General features: G+C 52.6%; 19 protein-coding genes. 1 reads left to right on the forward strand and 18 read right to left on the reverse strand.

Going from position 1 to position 19,772, the window contains the following annotated elements:
* Nucleotides 1-11: 11 nt before the first annotated feature.
* From pknB to QQZ12_RS04485, 18 genes are all read right to left on the reverse strand, one after another.
* On the reverse strand, nucleotides 12-1,688 hold the full coding sequence (gene pknB, locus QQZ12_RS04400) for a Stk1 family PASTA domain-containing Ser/Thr kinase (protein WP_106341661.1): 1,677 nt from the start codon (nucleotides 1,686-1,688) through the stop codon (nucleotides 12-14).
* A 33-nt stretch (nucleotides 1,689-1,721) separates the two neighbouring features.
* Nucleotides 1,722-2,474, reverse strand: coding sequence for a Stp1/IreP family PP2C-type Ser/Thr phosphatase (locus QQZ12_RS04405; protein ID WP_022736398.1), 753 nt, complete (start codon nucleotides 2,472-2,474; stop codon nucleotides 1,722-1,724).
* The gene (locus tag QQZ12_RS04410) at nucleotides 2,452-2,619 is read right to left on the reverse strand and encodes a hypothetical protein (RefSeq protein ID WP_154987466.1); all 168 of its coding nucleotides are present in this window, start codon (nucleotides 2,617-2,619) and stop codon (nucleotides 2,452-2,454) included. The genes QQZ12_RS04405 and QQZ12_RS04410 overlap by 23 nt, the downstream gene beginning before the upstream one ends.
* A complete protein-coding gene (gene rlmN / locus QQZ12_RS04415) occupies nucleotides 2,612-3,655 on the reverse strand; it encodes a dual-specificity RNA methyltransferase RlmN (protein ID WP_102993867.1) in 1,044 nt (347 codons plus the stop codon). The genes QQZ12_RS04410 and rlmN overlap by 8 nt, the downstream gene beginning before the upstream one ends.
* Before the next feature lie 138 nt (nucleotides 3,656-3,793).
* On the reverse strand, nucleotides 3,794-4,915 hold the full coding sequence (locus QQZ12_RS04420) for a Ger(x)C family spore germination protein (RefSeq protein WP_102992819.1): 1,122 nt from the start codon (nucleotides 4,913-4,915) through the stop codon (nucleotides 3,794-3,796).
* Nucleotides 4,896-6,059 (reverse strand): GerAB/ArcD/ProY family transporter, encoded by a 1,164-nt coding sequence (locus QQZ12_RS04425; protein ID WP_189318854.1) that lies wholly within the window; start codon nucleotides 6,057-6,059, stop codon nucleotides 4,896-4,898. The genes QQZ12_RS04420 and QQZ12_RS04425 overlap by 20 nt, the downstream gene beginning before the upstream one ends.
* Nucleotides 6,056-7,630 (reverse strand): spore germination protein, encoded by a 1,575-nt coding sequence (locus QQZ12_RS04430; RefSeq protein ID WP_102993868.1) that lies wholly within the window; start codon nucleotides 7,628-7,630, stop codon nucleotides 6,056-6,058. Before QQZ12_RS04430 ends, QQZ12_RS04425 begins: the two co-directional genes overlap by 4 nt.
* Nucleotides 7,631-7,741: 111 nt before the next feature.
* Complete coding sequence (locus tag QQZ12_RS04435) at nucleotides 7,742-8,011, reverse strand: hypothetical protein (protein ID WP_102992821.1); 270 nt, start codon at nucleotides 8,009-8,011, stop codon at nucleotides 7,742-7,744.
* A gap of 215 nt (nucleotides 8,012-8,226) precedes the next feature.
* Nucleotides 8,227-8,925, reverse strand: coding sequence for a pirin family protein (locus tag QQZ12_RS04440; RefSeq protein WP_102992822.1), 699 nt, complete (start codon nucleotides 8,923-8,925; stop codon nucleotides 8,227-8,229).
* A gap of 174 nt (nucleotides 8,926-9,099) precedes the next feature.
* Nucleotides 9,100-10,464 (reverse strand): 16S rRNA (cytosine(967)-C(5))-methyltransferase RsmB, encoded by a 1,365-nt coding sequence (gene rsmB / locus QQZ12_RS04445; RefSeq protein WP_102992823.1) that lies wholly within the window; start codon nucleotides 10,462-10,464, stop codon nucleotides 9,100-9,102.
* Nucleotides 10,464-11,384, reverse strand: a complete 921-nt coding sequence (fmt, locus tag QQZ12_RS04450) for a methionyl-tRNA formyltransferase (protein ID WP_102993869.1) — start codon at nucleotides 11,382-11,384, stop codon at nucleotides 10,464-10,466. The genes rsmB and fmt overlap by 1 nt, the downstream gene beginning before the upstream one ends.
* Nucleotides 11,385-11,407: 23 nt before the next feature.
* Entirely contained in the window at nucleotides 11,408-11,884 is a 477-nt protein-coding gene (gene def / locus QQZ12_RS04455) for a peptide deformylase (protein WP_102992824.1), read from the reverse strand.
* Between the two features lie 84 nt (nucleotides 11,885-11,968).
* The gene (gene priA / locus QQZ12_RS04460) at nucleotides 11,969-14,464 is read right to left on the reverse strand and encodes a primosomal protein N' (RefSeq protein WP_102992825.1); all 2,496 of its coding nucleotides are present in this window, start codon (nucleotides 14,462-14,464) and stop codon (nucleotides 11,969-11,971) included.
* Nucleotides 14,451-15,659 carry a bifunctional phosphopantothenoylcysteine decarboxylase/phosphopantothenate--cysteine ligase CoaBC gene (coaBC, locus tag QQZ12_RS04465; protein WP_223247951.1) on the reverse strand — a complete coding sequence of 403 codons (1,209 nt, stop codon included), beginning with the start codon at nucleotides 15,657-15,659 and terminating at the stop codon, nucleotides 14,451-14,453. Before coaBC ends, priA begins: the two co-directional genes overlap by 14 nt.
* A gap of 148 nt (nucleotides 15,660-15,807) precedes the next feature.
* Entirely contained in the window at nucleotides 15,808-16,011 is a 204-nt protein-coding gene (gene rpoZ / locus QQZ12_RS04470; RefSeq protein WP_022736410.1) for a DNA-directed RNA polymerase subunit omega, read from the reverse strand.
* Between the two features lie 16 nt (nucleotides 16,012-16,027).
* Nucleotides 16,028-16,630, reverse strand: coding sequence for a guanylate kinase (gene gmk, locus QQZ12_RS04475; RefSeq protein WP_102992827.1), 603 nt, complete (start codon nucleotides 16,628-16,630; stop codon nucleotides 16,028-16,030).
* 12 nt (nucleotides 16,631-16,642) lie between these two features.
* Nucleotides 16,643-16,909, reverse strand: a complete 267-nt coding sequence (remA, locus tag QQZ12_RS04480; RefSeq protein ID WP_029071822.1) for an extracellular matrix/biofilm regulator RemA — start codon at nucleotides 16,907-16,909, stop codon at nucleotides 16,643-16,645.
* A 118-nt stretch (nucleotides 16,910-17,027) separates the two neighbouring features.
* Nucleotides 17,028-17,927: a YicC/YloC family endoribonuclease gene (locus QQZ12_RS04485; RefSeq protein WP_102992828.1), complete on the reverse strand. Its 900-nt coding sequence runs from the start codon at nucleotides 17,925-17,927 to the stop codon at nucleotides 17,028-17,030.
* 166 nt (nucleotides 17,928-18,093) lie between these two features.
* Between QQZ12_RS04485 and QQZ12_RS04490 the strand changes: the two genes are divergently transcribed.
* On the forward strand, nucleotides 18,094-19,725 hold the full coding sequence (locus QQZ12_RS04490) for a putative polysaccharide biosynthesis protein (protein WP_102992829.1): 1,632 nt from the start codon (nucleotides 18,094-18,096) through the stop codon (nucleotides 19,723-19,725).
* Nucleotides 19,726-19,772: the final 47 nt, after the last annotated feature.

The following is a 19,772-nucleotide window of genomic DNA, read 5'->3' on the forward strand; positions in this document are numbered from 1 at the left end:
TCCTTTTGTAATTATCTCTTAGCTGGTTTACACTCAGTGTAAGTACTAGCTACCTCAGGTGTGAAAGTATACACCTCGACTACGCCACCAGCTTTCACTTGTTCTCCAGCTTTAGGCTTCTGATCATAAGCTGTATAAGGACTCCCACCGCTTGGACACCAAAAGATTTTAATTTTATATCGATTTTCTTGATCTCGTTTAACTTTTATAGCCGATTCCTTCATTCCAACGTAATTTTCAACTGTATATCCATCCGGCCCCACCCAATATTTAAGGGTGTCGCCCTTTTGAATCTTTTCACCTGCCGCAGGCTCCGTTTTTGCGATTTCCTGGGGCTCAGCATCGGCGTCAAAATGCTGTTCCAGCTTAAGATCATTTTCCTTAGCAAAAGCTTTCAGTTCATTCAACGTTTTAAACTCTTGCACCTCAATCATATTTGTTGTATGCTGACCTGCAGTTTCGTCACTGCCACCGCTAAACAATCCCCAAATTTGATTAAAACCCCAGACGCTAATGACAAGGATCACAAAGACGGTAAAGAGTCCGAATAAGAGCTTCTGCCACCACGGCAGTTTGGCCTGCACGTTTTCCAACCAGACGACGGTGCGTTGGAAAATCGTTTGATCGCCACCATTGGGCACGTTTTTCAACCGTTCTAAGTTGGCCAGTGTCTTGTCGCCCAGGCCAGGCTGTTTCTGTGTGCTGGAGCGAATCTCCGGCCGTTGGATCGGTGAGCGATATGACGGCTCCCGCTCCTCTTTCATCGTGGCCACAGGCGGGTCGTTGTCGTCATCGGTCAACGGGATCGTCTGATACATCTGCTTCTGCGCGGGTTTGGGTGAAGCGCTCCAATTGGACTCCATCCGCGGCCCCATCTGCACCGCTTGTTGCAGGGTGTGCATCATATCGCGGGCAGAAGCGAAGCGGTTGTTAGGATCTTTGTCCAGCGCTTTCATGATGATGCCCGCCATGTTATCGGGAATCTGCTCGTTGAAACGACGCGGATCATCCGGCTGTTCCTGCAAATGCTTCAAAGCGATGGAAATCGCGGAGTCCCCGTCAAACGGCAGGCGCCCTGTCAACATCTCATACAGCACGATCCCCAATGAATAGAGGTCTGACTTTTCGCCGATCACGCCGCCACGCGCTTGCTCCGGCGAAAAATAATGAACCGATCCCATTACCGAACCCGTCTGAGTGATCGTAGACGAACTAGCCGCACGGGCGATCCCAAAGTCGGTCACTTTGGCTCGGCCATTGGAACCCAGCAAGATGTTGTGCGGTTTGATATCGCGATGCACAATCTGGTTTTCATGTGCGTGCGCCAAACCGTCGCAGATCTGCATCGCGATGTTAGCAGCCTCTTGCACCGGTAGCGGCCCGCGCTCCAAAATGTATTGCTTCAATGTCGGCCCTTCAACCAATTCCATGACGATGTAGTGCGTATATCCATCTTTCCCCACATCATAAACATTGACTACATTGGGGTGAGACAAACTCGCAGCAGCTTGCGCTTCCCGACTAAAGCGACGTATGAATTCTGAGTCGTTGCTAAGGGATTCGCTCAGCACTTTAATGGCCACATAACGATGGAGGAGCAAGTCTTTCGCTTTATATACAACCGCCATCCCTCCGCCGCCAACACGGCTCACTATCTCGTACCGTCCCCCCAGCTTCTTCCCTTCCATCTGCATGGTCACCTCGTTCCTCCTTGAACCCGATTAAGATGTAGCCGACCTTCCTGTATGTTGTAGAAGAATTAAGGAAATGTTATCATTTCCACCAGCTTCCAATGCCAGTTGGATCAACTTATCTGCTTTCTCATCTATACTCATGCTTGTGGATGACAAAACGATACCGATTTCCCGCTCGCTAACCATGGAGGTGAGCCCATCAGAACACAAAAGCAGGAAATCCCCCTCCGACCACGGCGTGTTGACCAAATCCACTTCCACATCCTCACTGGTACCCACCGCACGGACGATCATATTGCGTTGCGGATGATTGCGTGCTTCTTCCGCCGTGATCTGCCCGTGCTTGATCAAGAGATTTACATAGGAATGATCTTCGGTCAACTGGTACAGCCCATCATTGTGCAACACATACGCGCGGCTGTCGCCGACATGGGCCAAAACCACTTCATGCTCATCCACAATCGCCGCGATCGTGGTCGTACCCATCCCTTGCATATGACTATTCTCGGTGGCGAGTGTATAGACTCGTTCGTTCGCTTTGCCCACCGCATGTAACAAGACTTCGCTTTTCTCATCGGTGGAGACGTTCAAATTCTCTATCTTTAACACGTTTTGAATGGTGTCCACCGCTTCGCTGCTAGCGACATCACCGGCTTGATGACCGCCCATGCCATCCGCGACAATGGCGATCACCGTTCCGGAATCGGTGACAAAAAGACCTGTGCTGTCTTCGTTGAGATCGCGCACGCGGCCAATGTCAGTACGCCGTGCCATCAACATCTCCGGTTACCCCTTTCCCTTTATTTCGTTGTCCGCTTGCCATATCAATGCAAAGAGAACGCGTCACTGCATGGTTACCGGAACCGCCGGTAAACGCGGCATGCAACGCAAATGCCGGTTTCAGGAGAACATCTATCTCACGCATTTACATTACTATGCTTTGCTCTCAATTGTCCACACGCCGCATCGATATCATGGCCATGCTCTCTGCGGATGGTGGTGTTAACGCGATAGGAGTCGAGGATGCGTTTAAACTCAAACACTTGTTTTCTCGGCGTGCGGGTGTAATCCCGCTCCGGCACATAGTTGACCGGAATCAGATTGACCAGGCAATTCATCCCCTTCAAGAGTTTGCCCAGCTCGTGCGCATGCTCAGGCTGGTCATTCTTGCCCCCGATCAAAGCGTATTCAAAAGTGAGTCTACGCCCAGTTTTCTCTAAATAGTACCAACAGGCGTCCAATAATTCAGCCAGCGGATACCGCCGGTTGATCGGCATCAATTTGGAACGCAGGTCGGTGTTGGGTGAATGGAGCGAGATGGCCAAGCCCACTTGCCAATCCTCATCCGCAAAGCGATAGATGTTGGGCACGACGCCACTGGTAGAAACGGTGATGTGCCGCTGTCCAATATGTAAACCGGCGGGATCATTGATGATGCGGATGAAATCCATGGTTGGTTCGTAATTTTCAAAAGGCTCGCCTGAACCCATCACCACGACGGATTTCACACGTTCATCCGTTTTATCCAAATACTTCTGGGCCTGCACCACCTGGGCCACGATTTCGCCTGCGCTCAAGTTCCGTTTTAAACCGCCCAGCGTGGATGCGCAAAACGTGCAACCGACACGGCAACCAACTTGCGTGGTCACGCAGACACTGATGCCGTATTGGTGGCGCATGATCACCGTTTCAATGGCATGTTTGTCATGCAAACCAAACAAAAACTTCACTGTCCCATCGGAAGAGACTTGGGTGGTCAACACGTCCAACGGTTGCAAGCGGAACGTCTCATTCAACCGCTCCCGCAAATCCTTAGGCAAGTTGGTCATTTCATCAAACGCATCCACCCGTTTGACATAAAGCCAGTCCATCACTTGTTTCGCGCGGAAAGCTGGCTGCTGATTTTCTTTCATCCACTCTTTCCATCCAGGGAAAGTCAGATCATATGCAAAAGGTTTCATCATTCATTCTCACCAGTTTCTTTAAACTACCAGACGCTTTGAACAGACTGTCCCATTCAAAACTTTACTTATTATATCATAGTCCATCGGAATGAAAAGGGACAGGACGTGAAGATTTTTTCACTCCTCTCCCCATCATCATTGGGCTTTCAAACCAATTCGTTTCACATTCACATCATATTTCACCTGGATCGGCATGTGGGGAAACATAGTCTCCCAATTAACTCTTTTCCATATTTGGGGGTAGTAAGCATAGACGTAATTCCGAATCTGTAACACATCGGTCTTCAATTCCCGCTGAGCTCGGGCGGTCACTTCCCGAGCGATCTGTTCATACTGTCTAGCGATGATCTTGTTCACCTTCTCAAGCGCGCGTTCATCCTTGATCGTGAAATTACAACTGTTCTCCAACACTTCTCCCTCCAACTCGATGGCAATCATCGCTTTGGGTTGATTCGTGATGGTGAACTTGCGCTTCACTTTGTTTGGGCCGAAAATGATCTTTCCACCAGGGCAGAAGGCTACGACTCCCCTGCCCGCCTTTTTTTCACGCACATTGAGCACAATGTTCATCTCAGTGGGATCCAGCGCCCCAACCATTTTGTCGCCGTGGAAGACAGCCATTCCATCGTATACGAAGCCATCCTTCGACGCCTTGAAATAATAGAACAACGGCACTTGCTTGCCTGGATGGCTCAGATCGACAAAAGCTTTCCCCAGAGTCATGTCGTACACTCTCTCCAAGTCAATCTGACTTTCAATGGAGTTGCGCACATAATAAGTAGGGATCTGTTCCAATTTGGGCTGAACAGTTAATGCATCTTTGGCATTGCCAGACACGACGATGGGGTACATGTGTCGTCGGATCTCCGGATCGCGACGCAGAAAGTCCAGAATCGGGGCGATGCCTTGTTTGGCCAATTCCTCGCTAAAGATCAGCGTTTGCATATGCCCTAGGAACATCGGATAAATGGATTTGCGATTTAATTCCTCGAAGGCCGATTCTAGTGTCGGTCCACTTCCCGAATAGACTTCAACCGCCCCGCCTCCACCACCTCCGCCGCCTCCCTCACCGCTACCACCGGCGATTTGACGCGGATTGGGAACTTGGATGCTAACCGTCAACCCCCCGCTTTCATTTCGGTCGATCGCCATGGAAACGACAATCGTGCGCTTCTCAATCTCTTGCGCATTCCAGCACCCGACCAGCGGGATGAACGCCAGCAAAGCGAGTATTCCTTTAACTAGCCGTCGTTTCACTAGGGCTTTCTCCTTTCTTCTTGCGGATCAATGAAACTGGCAAAAGAATGGCAGGAATGGAAAGTGCCAACATAAGGGCAAATATGCCCAGCCGGGAAGCGTAAACACCCACCACTTTGATGTTCTGGGGAATCATTGCAATAAAGTAAACGATGGGTACAATGCTGAACGAAAGCCAACGTCTCCACTTTTCATGAAGATGGAAGGCATCCATCAGCGCCTGCACCAGGCTCATCAACAAGTTCGAGATGGAACAGAACACCGCGATTAGCCAGATCGCCAAGATGGCCGACTCCATCCGCTCAAAAAACAGCTCTTTCAAGTAGACAACCTTAATCGATTCCCAAACCGGATACAAAATGTTGTTAATCTCGTCTTTGCCAAACACACTCAGCGAAGTCAAACAGGCAAACCAATAAATAAATGTCACGCTCAACATTGCGGTGGAGTGGGATTGGTACGATTTATAGGGTTTGGCGTAATAGCCGCTGAATATCAACAGGATCTTGTAACCGGCAAACGAATAAGTGGCACTGACCACACCTCGCAAAATCAACGGCCAATTGGCTTCGCCCATCGGAAACAGATTCGCCAACTCCCCACGCTGAACCAACGCAATCACCAACAACAGGATGGGGATCAAGGTAAAGGGAAACATAAACTCGTTAAACTTGGCCATGTTGGTGGGATGGCTACCCCCAGCAATGGCGCTCGCGATCAGAAACACCAAGATCACCGCTTCGATAGGGGTTTGAACCAAGACCCCGGTCACCACCACTTCGCCAAAAACACGCGTACTGATGGACATCCCCATGATCCAGAAAGTCGCCAAGCCTGCCAAAATCGGAAAAGTGAGCACCTTTCCCACCCATTCACGCTTGTCATTTCCCAAGATCCGAGGAGCGTACGTCATGATGGTCATCCCGGGGTATCTTTGGGATAGCCATGTATTAAGCATGACGATCCCCCACACAGTCAAACCGGATAGCACGATAACCCACAACAGATCATTTCCCGTGAATTTCCCCACATCTCGCGGCAAACTCAAGATCCCTACCCCGTACATCGACTGGTACATCAGAACGAACGCTTGGTACGGTGAAATCGTGTGACCGACATCAGGTTCAGAGCGAAGTTTGCTCATTCGGCATCCCCCTTTCCTTGGCGGGTCGGATCTTGCGAGCGGTAAACAGCGGGCCGCCGGTTCATCCATCTCCATGGAACCCGCACCAACGAATCGCGCAAATCCCGCAAGTTAAGCGGCGAGAACGGCGCCATGTACGGAATGCCCAACGAACGCAACTGCACCAGATGCAATACCATGATCATCAGTCCCATCATCACTCCGAACAAACCGAACATCGCTGCTAAAATGATAAAGCCAAACCGAAGCAACCGCACAGCAATAGCGGCGTTGTAGCTGGGGTTGGCATACGAACTGATCGTGGTCAGACCGACGACAATCACAATGGCCGGGGAGACAAGACCCGCTGTGACCGCTGCATTACCGATCACCAACGCACCTACAATCCCAATCGTGGGACCGATCGGACCAGGCAAGCGAATACTTGCTTCGCGCAGTATTTCCACACTAATCTCCATTAGCAACGCTTCCAAAGTGGCTGTGAAGGGCACCGTCGCCCGACCAGCGGCCATAGCAATCGCCAAATTGGCCGGAAGCATCTCCGGATGGAAAGAGACAAACGCAATGTACAGCGCAGGCAACAACAATGCGATGATCATGCTTATCAAGCGGATGAACCGCAAAAAGGTAGAGTGGTACCATTTCTCATAATAATCTTCCGGACTGTAATAAAATTGGGTGAACACCGCCGGCGCGATCAACGCGTGCGGCGTCCCTTCAACCAAAATGGCCACTTTCCCCTCAAGCAGATGGGCGACGACGGTATCGGGCCGCTCCGTGTTTTGCACCAGCGGAAACATCGTCCATATTTGATCCTGAATCATCTCTTCGATGTACCCGCTTTCCAGCACCCCGTCAATCTCGATTTCTTTCAGGCGGTCTGTCACTTTTTTGACGATTTTGGGATCGCTCAAGCCCTCGATATAAAGCAATCCCACAGTGGTTTTGGTGCGTTTGCCGATGGTGTGGTACTTCACCCTAAAGTTGGGATCGCGCAAGCGGTGGCGAATCATCGCCAAACTGAAACACATCGTCTCACTGAGGCCTTCACGCGGTCCGCGTACTACGGCTTCCGCCCTCGGCTCACTCACGCCTCGCGTCGCCCATCCCTTGGTCCCGACAATCAGCGCTTTTTGTAGCCCGTCAATGAACAAAACGGTGTCCGCGCTCAAGATGGCGTCCACCGCCGTCTTCAGATCATCCGCTTCCTTGGTCTCCCCCACTTCCACGATGTTTTGCGTGATCATCGTCCACAATTCGTCTGCCGACTGGCGAGCCTTTTCACTGTTGATGAGTGGGCGCAACAAAAAGTTGTGGACCACTTCCTTGTTGACCAGCTCATCAATGAACAGAACGGCGCACCCCACCTCTCCCTCCATGGTGAACGAACGGGTGACCAAATCGGAACAATCCCCTAACACCTTATTGATGAAGTCGGCGTTTTCTTTGGCGGTCGGTTTGATCGGCTCATCCCCCAACGCCGCATTCAATTGCTTTTCATAATGCTCATCAAGCTTTTTTTGTTTTCGCTGTTCTTTCCTTCGCCAAATGCGAAATGATGGATTACTCATATACATCACCATTGTTAACTTCTCACCAAAAGCCGCGCGGTATGCATAAAGGCACGCGAAAAAGGGGGAACCAATAAGGTTCCCCCTAAAGAAGATGCCAATGGTGCTGCTTCAGCTTTGCTTTAGCCAGGCCCGTTTAAACAGATACAAAGAAGCGAGAAACAACACTCCGCTCAAAATGAGGAAAGAAATGATATACTTCACGATTTCGGCTTCCGGCACATTGACGGCTAACACCCAACCCGCTAGGCTGACCTCTTCTACACCTAAATGCACCGGGCTCGTCCACAGTTTAAAGGCCTCATAGCCGACGAGCGCCCCACCGAGAAACAACAGGATACCAAAAATCCCGTACAGCATATGCCATTCCCCTTCCTCCAACGATCGTTGCTCCTTTATCATAAAACAAATTTCGACAAAAATGTGACAATCCGTACAGAAATTTCGTCAAACTTGAGCAATGGCCTGGAGGTAGACAGGAAAATAAGACAACTATGCTCTTGCCTTCCTGCTGCATAGTGGAGAAAACAGGGGGCGTATGCTAGTCGGCGCAACCGAACCAGCCCGCCGTTTTCCTTCCATTTGGAATGGTAACATTACGCCAAATCCATCCACATCAGATGTGCATCACTCAGCCCTGCCACTTCAAGCTGCTCGATTCCGACCGCCCGGATGCTGTCGCCAGCCTCCAACCGCTCCCCATTCACCAAACAGGCGCCCTCGATGACAAACAAAAAGAACCTCCGCCCCGGTGCTTGCTCACAGGTCAGCGTTTTGCCCGCTTCCAAAGTGGCCAGGCGCACGATCACATCTTGGTGGATATGTAGCGCTTCCCCCGTCTTGTGCCCAGTCACCACTGGAATCCACATATTCTTCTGCTCCCTGACCGGAAATGCTTTTTGATCATAAGTGGGGGTGAGTCCCTGTTGCTCGGGGTAAAACCAGATCTGCAACAAATGCACCGGTTCGGTGGTCGAGGGGTTCGTTTCAGAATGGTAAATGCCTGTGCCCGCCGTCATGCACTGCACTTCGCCCGCCCGAATCACCTCTTTGTGGCCCATGCTGTCCTGATGTAGTAACTCTCCCGAAATCACATACGTGACGATCTCCATGTTGTTGTGCGGATGAAAATCAAAGCCCGTCCCTGGCGCCACAATATCGTCATTCAACACGCGAAGCGCCCCAAATTCCATATTATTCGGATCATCATATGGGCCGAACGAAAAACTGTATTTTGTCTGCAACCAACCATAATCGGCTTGGTACCGTTCTTCTGAACGAATGATATTAAACATGGCCGTGCCCCCTTTAACCTAATTTTAGTATGACGATGACAATCGTTTATTACACCTCTTGCATTCGCCGCCAATCCCTCTTGATCATGTGTGGCTTATTCATGACAAAAAGCTCTTACCGCGCCAGATATGGCGGTAAGAGCCCAAACTACAACGATACATTCTGTGATGGATTCACTTGATTTTGCACATACGTGCAATAAAGAAGCCATCACTCCCGAAATGGTGCGGCAACAATTGAATCCATCCGTCACCGATGACAGCCCGTTCCCTCACTGCGGGTGCCAAGTCCTGGATGAACGCCGAATCCAGCTTAAACTCCGGATGGCGTTTCACAAACGCCTCCACTTGCTCCCTGTTTTCACGCGGCTCCCAGGTGCAAGTGCTGTAAACCAACACACCCCCGGGCTTTAACAGAGAAGCCACTTCCTCCAGTAGCTCCCGTTGCAACTGCACCAATGGTTCAATCGCTTGCGCCTCTTTACTCCATTTGATATCTGGTTTGCGACGGATCACCCCTAGGCCGGAACAAGGGGCGTCCAGCAGAATGGCGTCAAAAGAAGCGGCCGCAAACGAAGCACTCGCCTCACGCGCATCGGTTTGCTGTTCAGCGATGATCCCAATCCCCAACCTGTCGGCATTGCTTCGGATCAGCTCCAATTTGTGTGCGTGAATATCGCAAGCGACAATCGTCCCCTGATTCTGCATTAATTCAGCCAAGTGTGTTGTTTTCCCACCCGGTGCGGCGCAAGCGTCCAACACCCGCATCCCAGGTTGAGGGTGCAATATACGGCTGACCAACATGGAACTCTCATCTTGGATGGTACACAGCCCTTCCCGGAACAAAGGACTAAAGGCTGGATTTCCGCCCCGCTGAATCACCACGCCCTCCGGTGCCAAAGGCGATGCCACAGCTTCTCCCAGACCCGATTGGTTCCACTGTTCGATGAATGCTTCCCGCTCCAGCTTGAGCTGATTCACCCGGACACTTACTTTTGGTGGCGTCAGATTGGACAGGAAAGCCTGTTCCGTTTCGGCGGCACCGTACACTTCTTCCATCCGCTTGACCATCCACTCTGGATGAGAAAGGCGGAGCGCTTTTTCTTTGAGGATGGCAGGGCGGTCGGGCAAGCGAAACTCATCCTGCCGACGCAGATACGAGCGCAACACGCCATTCACCAAGCTGGATATGCCCCGGTGCCCCCGCCGTTTGGCGATTTGCACTGCCTCATGCACCGCGGCCCTCTCTGGGATCTTGTCCAAATAACGCAATTGGTACAAACTCATTCTTACCAACTGGCGCACCCAGGGTTGCAGGGAACGAAGCCCATTTTTCACCAAGCGGTTCCCTATCCAATCCAAGGTGTTTAAACGTGCCACGGTGCCATAAATCAATTCTGTCGCCAACCTTTTGTCGCGATCATCCAGTCCGCTGTGGTAAAGAGCCTGGTTGAGCGCCAAATTGCTGTATGCCTGATTCTGTTCCACCTGGAGCAGCACATCAAGCGCGACATCTCGGGCTGATACCGTTTTTTTCATCATGCTTCACCCAACCGTTCACCAATCTCCATCGGTCGGCCGCGCACAAACTCCGACACGGGCATGCGTTTCTTTCCTGCCGGCTGTACCTCTTTCAGAATGAGCGAGCCGCTACCAGTCGCAACCACAATGCCTTGCTCGTCCACTTGCGTCACCGTTCCCGGCGGCGCATCGGAAGGTTCATCTGTATGAATGGCCCACCAGATTTTGAGTGGTTTTCCTTTCCATGTTGTAAAGGCCACCGGCCATGGGCACAACCCGCGCACTTGGCAGGCCAACGCTTCCGCGGAGCGGCTCCAGTCAATCCGTTCGTCTTCCCGCTTGATGTTGGGGGCGAATGTCGCCTCGCTTTCCACTTGCGGTTCTGCTTCGATCTCGCCCTTTAACAGCGCCGGCAACGTTTCTTTTAACAAATCCGCACCAAGCCGACTCAGTTTCTCATGCATCGTGCCCACATGGTCGTCCGGAGTCACAGGAATGGCTCGTTTGGCGATCATGTCGCCCGCGTCCAATGCTTTGACCATGTACATGATCGTCACGCCCATCTCCCGTTCCCCATTGATCAGCGCCCAATGAATCGGGGCCCCACCGCGGTAACGGGGCAGGAGGGAAGCATGGACATTGATGCATCCATGCTGTGGGGCATTTAAGAGTCTCTCCGGCAAGATCTGCCCATAAGCCGCCGTCACGATCAAGTCGGGACGCAAAGCCAGCACTTCATCCAACGCCGCGGGTTCCCGCAATTTCTCAGGCTGGAGCACAGGCAAGCCCAATGCCTGTGCAGCAACCTTGACCGGCGGGGGGGTCAGCTCCCGCTTGCGTCCTTTGGGACGGTCAGGCTGCGTCACCACCCCGACAACGTGATGCCCTTCTTCTACCAATGCTTGCAAAGAGGGAACCGCGAAATCCGGGGTTCCCATGAACACAATCCTCACCTGTTCACTCAATCCGCATCCCCCTCCGCATCCGGACGGTACACCCTTTCGGCCACATCGATGAAGAGGACGCCGTTCAGATGGTCGATTTCATGTTGGAAGGCCCGCGCCAAATATCCTTCCGCCTCAATCTCCATCGGCTGGCCATAACGGTCTTGGCCCTTCACTTTGATATAGTTGGCCCGACGGACATCGCCAATCAGATTGGGGATACTTAAGCACCCTTCCGGCGGTGACAATTGCTCTCCGCGCCGCTCCACGATTTCGGGATTGACCATTTCAATCAACCCTTCACCAATGTCGACAACGATTGCCCGCTTCAAAATCCCGACTTGCGGGGCAGCCAAACCGACGCCGCGGGCATCTTCCATCGTTTCGGCCATATCATCCAACAATTTGTGCAAGCGGTCGTGAAACTTGGTAACCGGCTTGGCTTTGCTCTTTAACACCGGGTCTGGGTATTGCACTATCCTGCGAATCGCCATCTGACTCTCTCCTTTGTCTAATAGTTATTTCTCCGGCTGTTTGATGGGAGCCGGCCTATGGAAAATGCAATGTTCAACATCACTCTATTTTCTTTCTGCCCACAAAGTGAACCGATCGCCACGGACAGGTTGCATTAGCTCTCCTGCATCCCGATCCACACTGATCCTGAGCTCTGGATCGTCAAACATCGCCACCGCTTCCCTAAGCAACGGTTTCAGCCTGTCCCCGTCACCCCGTTCCGCTTGATATTTCACTAGCATTTGCAACCGGTAACGATCCTTCAAGCGGGGGATTGGTGCAGGAACCGGACCGAGCAACTGGCACTCCGCCGGCATCCCCCTTTGAATCACACGGGCCAACTCCTGGCTCGCGCGCATCACGGTCACTTGATTGGGATGGCTGAGCAAAATTGTAAACAAACTGCAATACGGCGGATAAGCGTGCTGTTTGCGCATGAAACTCTCTTGACGGTAAAATGCTTCTGTCTGATGGGACGCGGCTAGCTCAATGCTATAATGCTCGGCGGAGTAGGTCTGGATGATCACTTTTCCCGGCTTCTCATGCCGCCCCGCCCGGCCACTCACTTGCGTAAGCAATTGGAAAGTCCGCTCAGCGGCGCGGAAATCAGGCAAGTGCAACATTGTGTCCGCTGCGATGACGCCAACCAGGGTGACCCTGGGGAAATCAAGGCCCTTGGCGATCATCTGCGTGCCAAGTAGCACATCAGCCTTCCCTTCGCCGAACGAAGTCAACAAACGTTCATGCGCCCCTTTTCGGCTGGTCGTGTCCACATCCATCCGAATGACACGGATGCCAGGGAAGCGGCGTACCAATTCTTCTTCCACGCGTTGCGTTCCTGTGCCGAAGTGGCGAATGTGCGGACTCTGGCAGGACGGGCATTCTTTGGGGACCCGCTCTGCATAGCCACAATAATGACATCGCACTGTGCGGTTCGTTTGGTGATAAGTGAGCGAAATATCACAATGGGGGCACATCAATGTTTCCCCGCACTCCCGGCACATCACGAACGTGGAGAAACCCCGACGGTTCAAAAACAACACCGCTTGCTCCCCGCGCTCAACGCACGCCAACAACTCTTCTTTCAACGTGCCGCTAAACATGGTACGGTTTCCCTTGCGCAACTCCTCCCGCATATCCACAATCGTAACTGCCGGAAAGGGTCGGCCATGGACTCGTTCCCGAAGCACAACTCGTTCAAGTGCCCCGGAGTCGGCAAGGTAATGCGTCTCCAACGAGGGGGTAGCCGATCCTAGCACCAGGGTAGCTCCATGGTGCCGCGCCCGCCACGCGGCTACTTCCCTAGCGTGGTATTTAGGGTTTTCCTCTTGTTTGTAGGAAGATTCATGTTCTTCATCAATGATGATCAAGCCAACTTGTTTAAACGGAGCGAAAATAGCCGACCGGGCGCCGATGGCCACTTTTACTTCTCCGCGTCGGATCTTGCGCCATTCATCAAAGCGCTCGCCGCTGGACAACCCGCTGTGCAAAACGGCTACTTGATCGCCAAATCGGCCTTTAAACCGTTCGACCATCTGCGGTGTGAGCGAAATCTCCGGCACGAGTACAATCGCCTCACGCCCCAGTTTGAGCGCTTCAGCGATCGCTTGCAAATACACTTCCGTCTTGCCGCTTCCTGTGACACCTTGCAACAGCACGGAATGGTAACAGCGTTCATGAATCGGCTTTACGATGGCCGTCAGTGCCGCCGCCTGCTCCCGTGTCAGCGGCAATGGCTCGGTAGGCTGAAACGACCGGTGTTTAAATGGGTCACGGTATTCTTCCCGTTCTTCCCATGCCAACGCCTCCATCTCCACCAGCTTTTGGACGGTGGAGCGCGCCACGCGCAATTCCGCCAGCAAAGTGGGCAGAGGAATGGCTTCCGGTTGTTCCACAAAATAGCAGAGCACCTCTTTTTGCCGTTTGGCCCGCCCTGATAGCCGCTCCAATGTCCGGTTAAGCTCATCCGCCGATTGCTTAGGCCAAACCCACATCACTTTTTGCCTCGTCACCCGGTCGCCGACTCGCTCTTCCACTCGTATCCGGCCCGCTTCTGCCAATCGGCGCAACAAGCGCGCGTCACCGCCAACCGAATCCAAGGCTTCATCCCATGAACACTCTTTGTTGTCGCGCAATCGGGCAAATAGCGGCGCCGCCGGCAGGTCGACGAGCAAATCTGTTTCGGCAGAAGCCTCTGGCCCGAGACTCACCACTTTTGCGTAAGTCCCCTTCAACACTGCCGGCACCATGGAAGCGAGCGCTGTCATCGTGCGGCATAAGTACTCATCAGCCATAAAAAAGCCCAGCTGCACCAATTCCGGCGTCAGGGGGGGCACAAAATCCAGCACGTCCAATATGGCTTTGAGGCGGGGCGTTTCCGCTTCATCCTTCAAATTGACCACATATCCCAGCACTTTGCGCGGGCCGAACGGCACCTTGACCCGACAACCGATCCGCACTTCACCTCGCAAGCTTTCGGGAACCAGATAATCGAAGGGCCGGTCCGTCGCTTTGGTCGGCACATCTACGATCACCTGGGCAATGCACTTACCGCCGTTCATGCAATCGCTCTCCGATCAACTGGATGATCCGCTCGGCCACTTCGCGTTTGCTGAGCAAAGGCAGAGCGCACACTTCCCCATCCCGGTCATAGATGGTGACGATATTGGTGTCAGTGCCAAAGCCGGCTCCCGGCAGGGTGACATCATTAGCCACAACCAAATCCTGCCCTTTGCGCACCAGCTTGGATTTCGCATACTCCGCCACCCGATCCGTTTCCGCGGCAAAGCCGACAAACAATTGATCGGGCCGTTTGCGTTTGCCCACTTCACTCGCGATGTCCTCCGTTTTCTCCAACTCCAGCAACCATTCGGAGGAAGCCTTTTTCCGCTTTGAGGCCAGCTCCACTTTCGGCCGATAATCGGACACCGCCGCGGCCTTAATGATCACATCCGCTTCCGGTAGCATCCGCATGACGGCCTCTTTCATCTCTCGCGTACGGACAACATCAATCCGGGTTACGCCTTCAGGGGTAGGGAGCGAAACCGGACCGCTGACGAGGATCACTTCCGCCCCCGCGGCCACCGCCGCTTCCGCCAGCGCATAGCCCATCTTGCCAGAAGAATAATTGGAGATATAGCGGACGGGATCAATCGGCTCTTGCGTTGGCCCCGCCGTGATCAATACCTTTTTTCCCGCCAGTGGACGGTTTGTATCAAAGAAGCGTTCAACCCACGCCACGATCTCTTCCGGTTCAGCCATTCGCCCCTGCCCCACATAACCGCAAGCCAATTGCCCTTCCGCTGGATCGATGAATCGGACGCCGCGTGCTCGAAGTCGGTTCATATTCTCCTGCACAACGGCATTTTGGTACATATGTACATTCATCGCCGGCGCTACCACAATCGGGGCGAGTGTCGCCAACAGCGTCGTCGTCAGCATATCATCTGCCAACCCCATTGCCAGCTTACCCATGAAGTTAGCCGTGGCCGGAGCGATCACAAACAAATCGGCGTGATCGGCCAAATCAATATGGTTCACCACCGCCGGATTGCGCTCATCGAACGTGTCGACGGCGACGGAATGGCGGGACAGGATTTGCATTGTCAGGGGGGTGATGAATTGGGTTGCGGAAGCCGTCATAATCACGCGAACATCTGCCCCGCGCTGGGTCAATTGGCTCGCGATCGATGCCGCCTTGAAAGCTGCGATCCCCCCTGTCACTCCCAAAACCACGCGTTTCCCGCGCATGAGCATCCCTCTTTCTTCTGTCGATGCGATACCTAGCGGCAAACGCCGCTGAAACATTGCGTTTGCGGACGGGAATGAGCCGTCCGCTCTCGAAACGGAAGCAGGGGGACGCCTCCAACTAGCATCGTCTGGAAACGTCCCCGTCTTTCAACAGTTATTTGTTTGGTGTGCGGTTGGTTGGAACAAGCAAATCGGCAGCGATCTCTTCCAAAGCGGCGCCCACGTACTTTTTGGAACGCGGTTGCAATTGCGGTTCATGACCGTCCAACAATTGACGCGCCCGCTTGGAAGCGACAACAACCAACGAATACTTGCTGTCCGCTTTTGTCATCAACAGGTCAATAGATGGATACAGCAATCGATTTCCCTCCCATCTATTCACTAATGACCAGTCGGTCTTTCCGACAGTGTTCGGCGAGGATGATGCTCTGAATCCGTTCACACGCTTTTTCCACTTTGTCGTTAATGACCACATAATCATAGTGTTCAATTTGTTTCAATTCATCGCTCGCGGCATGCAAGCGGCTGTTTAAAGAAGTTTCCGTCTCGGACCCTCGCCCCTCAATCCGCTTGCGCAGATCTTCGAAGGTGGGAGGAACGAGAAAGATGAAGATGCCTTGTGGAAATTTCTCCTTCACTTGCAGGGCACCCTGCACTTCAATTTCCAACAGGATATCGCGGCCAGAAGCCAGCGTCTCTTCCACCACCCGGCGCGGGGTTCCGTAATAATTGCCAACATACTGGGCCCACTCGATCAATTCATCTTGTTCAATCATGTTTTGGAATTCGGGCACGGTCTTGAAAAAATAATTGACTCCGTCCACTTCCCCTTCACGCGGCGCCCGGGTTGTAGCCGATACGGAATACGTAAGCTCGGGCATCCGTTTGCGCAACGCCGCGCAAACCGTTCCTTTCCCCACACCGGATGGACCTGAAACTACAAGCAATAGTCCTTCTTTTTGATAATTGGCTCTCATAGCTAGTCCTTCCTACTCTACGATCTCTTCGTGTTGTTCTTTGCTTGCCAACCGGTGCGCCACCGTCTCCGGCTGAACGGCTGACAGGATCACATGGTCACTGTCGGTAATGATGACCGCCCGTGTGCGCCGGCCATAGGTTGCGTCGATGAGCACCCCGCGTTCGCGCGCTTCTTGTATGATGCGCTTAATTGGCGCAGAATCGGGGCTCACAATCGAAACGATGCGATTCGCTGAAACGATGTTTCCGAAACCGATATTGATTAATTTGATCCCCAAGCGTGAGTACCTCCTCGCCCATTGTCTCATATTTGTCAAATGGGGTTGCTATCTTCTCGCATGCATCTCTTGATCCTACTACGCTATTTTAGACACTTTTTTGGCGAGAATCAATGTTTTACTCCATATTTTGCACCTGTTCTTTCATTTTTTCAAGAACGCTCTTGCAATCAACCACGAAAGCGCTAATGGTGTGGAGATTGGCTTTGGACCCAATCGTATTAACTTCGCGGTTCATCTCCTGCACCAGAAAATCAAGACGCCTGCCCACGGGCTCCGGTTGTTTTAAGGCCGCTTGAAATTGTTCAGCGTGGCTTTTGAGGCGGGTCAGTTCCTCAGTGATGTCAGCTTTGTCCACCCAGATCGCCACCTCTGCCACCACCCGTTCCGGAGGGGTATCCACATCGGCCAGCATTTCTGACAACCGCGCCATCAACCGGGACTCAACATGCGTTTTGATCTGCGGCACTTCGGCTTCAATCCGCCGGACTATTTCCAATAGCTCTGCCAGTCTTGCGGACACATCTTCCGCCAGCCGCAATCCCTCCTGCATGCGCATTTCTTTCAAGCGGATGCACGCCTGTTCCACGGCCTTGAGGCAAATTTCCTTGTATTCCTCCACTTCCCGCTTAACCTCTTCAATTATCCAGAATTCCGGTTTATGTATCAGGTCGGCCAATGTCAATTGAGGTTCGATTCCCCATTTGTGTTGCAACGCGCTTCCCGCCGCCAAAAAACTTTCAACGAATTGCCAATCGATCTCCACTTTTCGCTCCGGCGGCGCAATTCCCTCCAGCGAAACAAAGACATCCACCCGCCCCCGACGCACCACGGATTGCACAAGTCTACGGATATCTTCCTCTAAGGACATCCATCCTTGCGGTAGTCGCACCACCACATCTAAAAAGCGATGGTTCACCGAGCGAATCTCAGTTGTGACGCGGCATTCAGCCGTCTCCACTTCTCCCCGTCCATATCCTGTCATGCTCATTGCAGTCAGCTTCTCTTGTGTTGTCATCTCTAAACCCCACACTCTCTTCTCTCATTTCCATCCCAATTATCTCCAAAATCAAGGGGATCATCCCTTTTCTTAACAATGCATTCAATTCCTGCAGGTCGAATTTATCGCCCGTTCCTGATAGAATAGTGCATTGTAGACAAAGCAATAGAAGGATGTTGACGACATGTCAAACAAATTGGTAAAAGGAACTGTTATCTTAAGTGTAGCAACATTGTTCACGAAAATCATCGGCAGTTTGTTCTGGGCGCCGTTTCAGAACATCGCTGGTGATGAAACAGTTGGGCTCTATCGTATTTCTTTTCCGTTTTATACGATTCTGCTCATGATCGCTTCAGCCGGCATTCCGATCACCGTATCCAAGTTTGTGGCTGAACGTTTGTCCAACGACGATCATGCGGGGGCGCGCCGGGTGTTGAAGGCGGCATCGCTGATTTTGAGCATCAGTGGCTTAATCGCCTTCTCTCTCTTGTTCTTCGGGTCTGAGTTCATCGCCAACGTGATGCTGAACAACCCGGATACAGAATCCTCGCTGAAGGTACTGGCGTGCGCAATCGTGTTTGTACCGATCATGGCTGTTTACCGCGGGTATTTTCAAGGTCACCAACAAATGATGCCGACCGGGGTCTCGCAAGTCGTCGAGCAAGTGGTACGAGTGGGAACGGTCATCGGTCTCACTTACTGGATGGTCCAAGCAAACTTGCCGCAAGAGACGGTGGCTGCGGGAGCGACCTCCGGTGCTTTGACCGGCGCCATCGCCGGATTGGTGGTTGTCATGTGGTACAATAGCCGCGATCTGAAAGCAGCCAGACGATCCGGTCTGAATGCGACCGGTGCTCATGAACCACTGTTTCCGCTGGCCAAAAAAATATTGCGGTACGCTATCCCGATTTCGCTTGCGTCCTTGGTGTTGCCTTTGATCGGGCTGATCGATTCGTTCACCGTCCCCCGCCTGCTGATGGCGGAAGGCAACACAGCCAGCATGACCAATACGCTGTTTGGCATATACAGTCGAGGAGAGCCATTTGTCAATGTAATCTCTACCTTTTCCTCCTCCCTGACGTTGGCTTTGATCCCAGCCATCTCGGCCCATGTCGCCAAACAAGAGATGGCGGCGGTTGAGCACAAGACGCAACAAGCGTGGTTAATGACCACGATCATCAGCTTGCCCTCCTGCGTGATGTTGGCAATTCTAGCGCGTCCGCTCAACGTGATGATGTATCAGGATGACGCCGGAACCGTCACGCTGTCCGTCTTGGCTTTCTCAGCCATCTTCAGCACGTTGGCTGTGACCAGCTCGGGCATTTTGCAAGGCCTTGGACACAACAAGGTGCCAGTACGCCATTTGTTGATCGGCGCCGTCTGCAAAGTCATCGGCAACTTCGTCTTTATCCCGATCATGGGCATCGCTGGTTCAGCCTTAGCCATGGTGCTGGCTTACTTGGTGGTCTGCGCGCTAAACATGTGGATGGTCATTCGCGTGACGGGAGTGAGGCTCTCGCTGACTCGCCAATTTATCAAACCTGGCTTCAGCACCCTGATCATGGGAATCGCGTTGACCGGTGCTTACCTTTTCATCAACGACACCATGGATTTGGAGCATGCTTCACGACTGACGAACACCTTGGCTGCGCTCAGCCTGTGCGTTGTCGCGGGCGTGATCTACATGATCGCGCTGATTGTCAGCAAAACGATCACCGAACAAGAATTGCGAATGTTCCCCATGGGAACCCGGTTGATCCGGCTGTTTACTAAATTGAAGCTGATGCGCCCTTCTAAAACGGATATCCCAGCGTGAGATCAAAAAAGCCGTCCCGGAATGGGGCAACAAATCTTGAAAAAGAT

The organism is Laceyella tengchongensis (genome assembly GCF_900182735.1).
GTDB lineage: Bacteria > Bacillota > Bacilli > Thermoactinomycetales > Thermoactinomycetaceae > Laceyella > Laceyella tengchongensis.

Bases quoted from the DNA above. Each gene is read 5' to 3' on its own strand.
- pknB (WP_106341661.1), bottom strand. From the start codon at position 1,688: ATGGAAGGGAAGAAGCTGGGGGGACGGTACGAGATAGTGAGCCGTGTT.
- QQZ12_RS04405 (WP_022736398.1), bottom strand. From the start codon at position 2,474: ATGTTGATGGCACGGCGTACTGACATTGGCCGCGTGCGCGATCTCAAC.
- QQZ12_RS04410 (WP_154987466.1), bottom strand. From the start codon at position 2,619: ATGCGTGAGATAGATGTTCTCCTGAAACCGGCATTTGCGTTGCATGCC.
- rlmN (WP_102993867.1), bottom strand. From the start codon at position 3,655: ATGAAACCTTTTGCATATGATCTGACTTTCCCTGGATGGAAAGAGTGG.
- QQZ12_RS04425 (WP_189318854.1), bottom strand. From the start codon at position 6,059: ATGAGCAAACTTCGCTCTGAACCTGATGTCGGTCACACGATTTCACCG.
- QQZ12_RS04430 (WP_102993868.1), bottom strand. From the start codon at position 7,630: ATGAGTAATCCATCATTTCGCATTTGGCGAAGGAAAGAACAGCGAAAA.
- QQZ12_RS04440 (WP_102992822.1), bottom strand. From the start codon at position 8,925: ATGTTTAATATCATTCGTTCAGAAGAACGGTACCAAGCCGATTATGGT.
- rsmB (WP_102992823.1), bottom strand. From the start codon at position 10,464: ATGAAAAAAACGGTATCAGCCCGAGATGTCGCGCTTGATGTGCTGCTC.
- fmt (WP_102993869.1), bottom strand. From the start codon at position 11,384: ATGGGAACCCCGGATTTCGCGGTTCCCTCTTTGCAAGCATTGGTAGAA.
- def (WP_102992824.1), bottom strand. From the start codon at position 11,884: ATGGCGATTCGCAGGATAGTGCAATACCCAGACCCGGTGTTAAAGAGC.
- priA (WP_102992825.1), bottom strand. From the start codon at position 14,464: ATGAACGGCGGTAAGTGCATTGCCCAGGTGATCGTAGATGTGCCGACC.
- coaBC (WP_223247951.1), bottom strand. From the start codon at position 15,659: ATGCTCATGCGCGGGAAACGCGTGGTTTTGGGAGTGACAGGGGGGATC.
- gmk (WP_102992827.1), bottom strand. From the start codon at position 16,630: ATGAGAGCCAATTATCAAAAAGAAGGACTATTGCTTGTAGTTTCAGGT.
- QQZ12_RS04485 (WP_102992828.1), bottom strand. From the start codon at position 17,927: ATGACAACACAAGAGAAGCTGACTGCAATGAGCATGACAGGATATGGA.
- QQZ12_RS04490 (WP_102992829.1), top strand. From the start codon at position 18,094: ATGTCAAACAAATTGGTAAAAGGAACTGTTATCTTAAGTGTAGCAACA.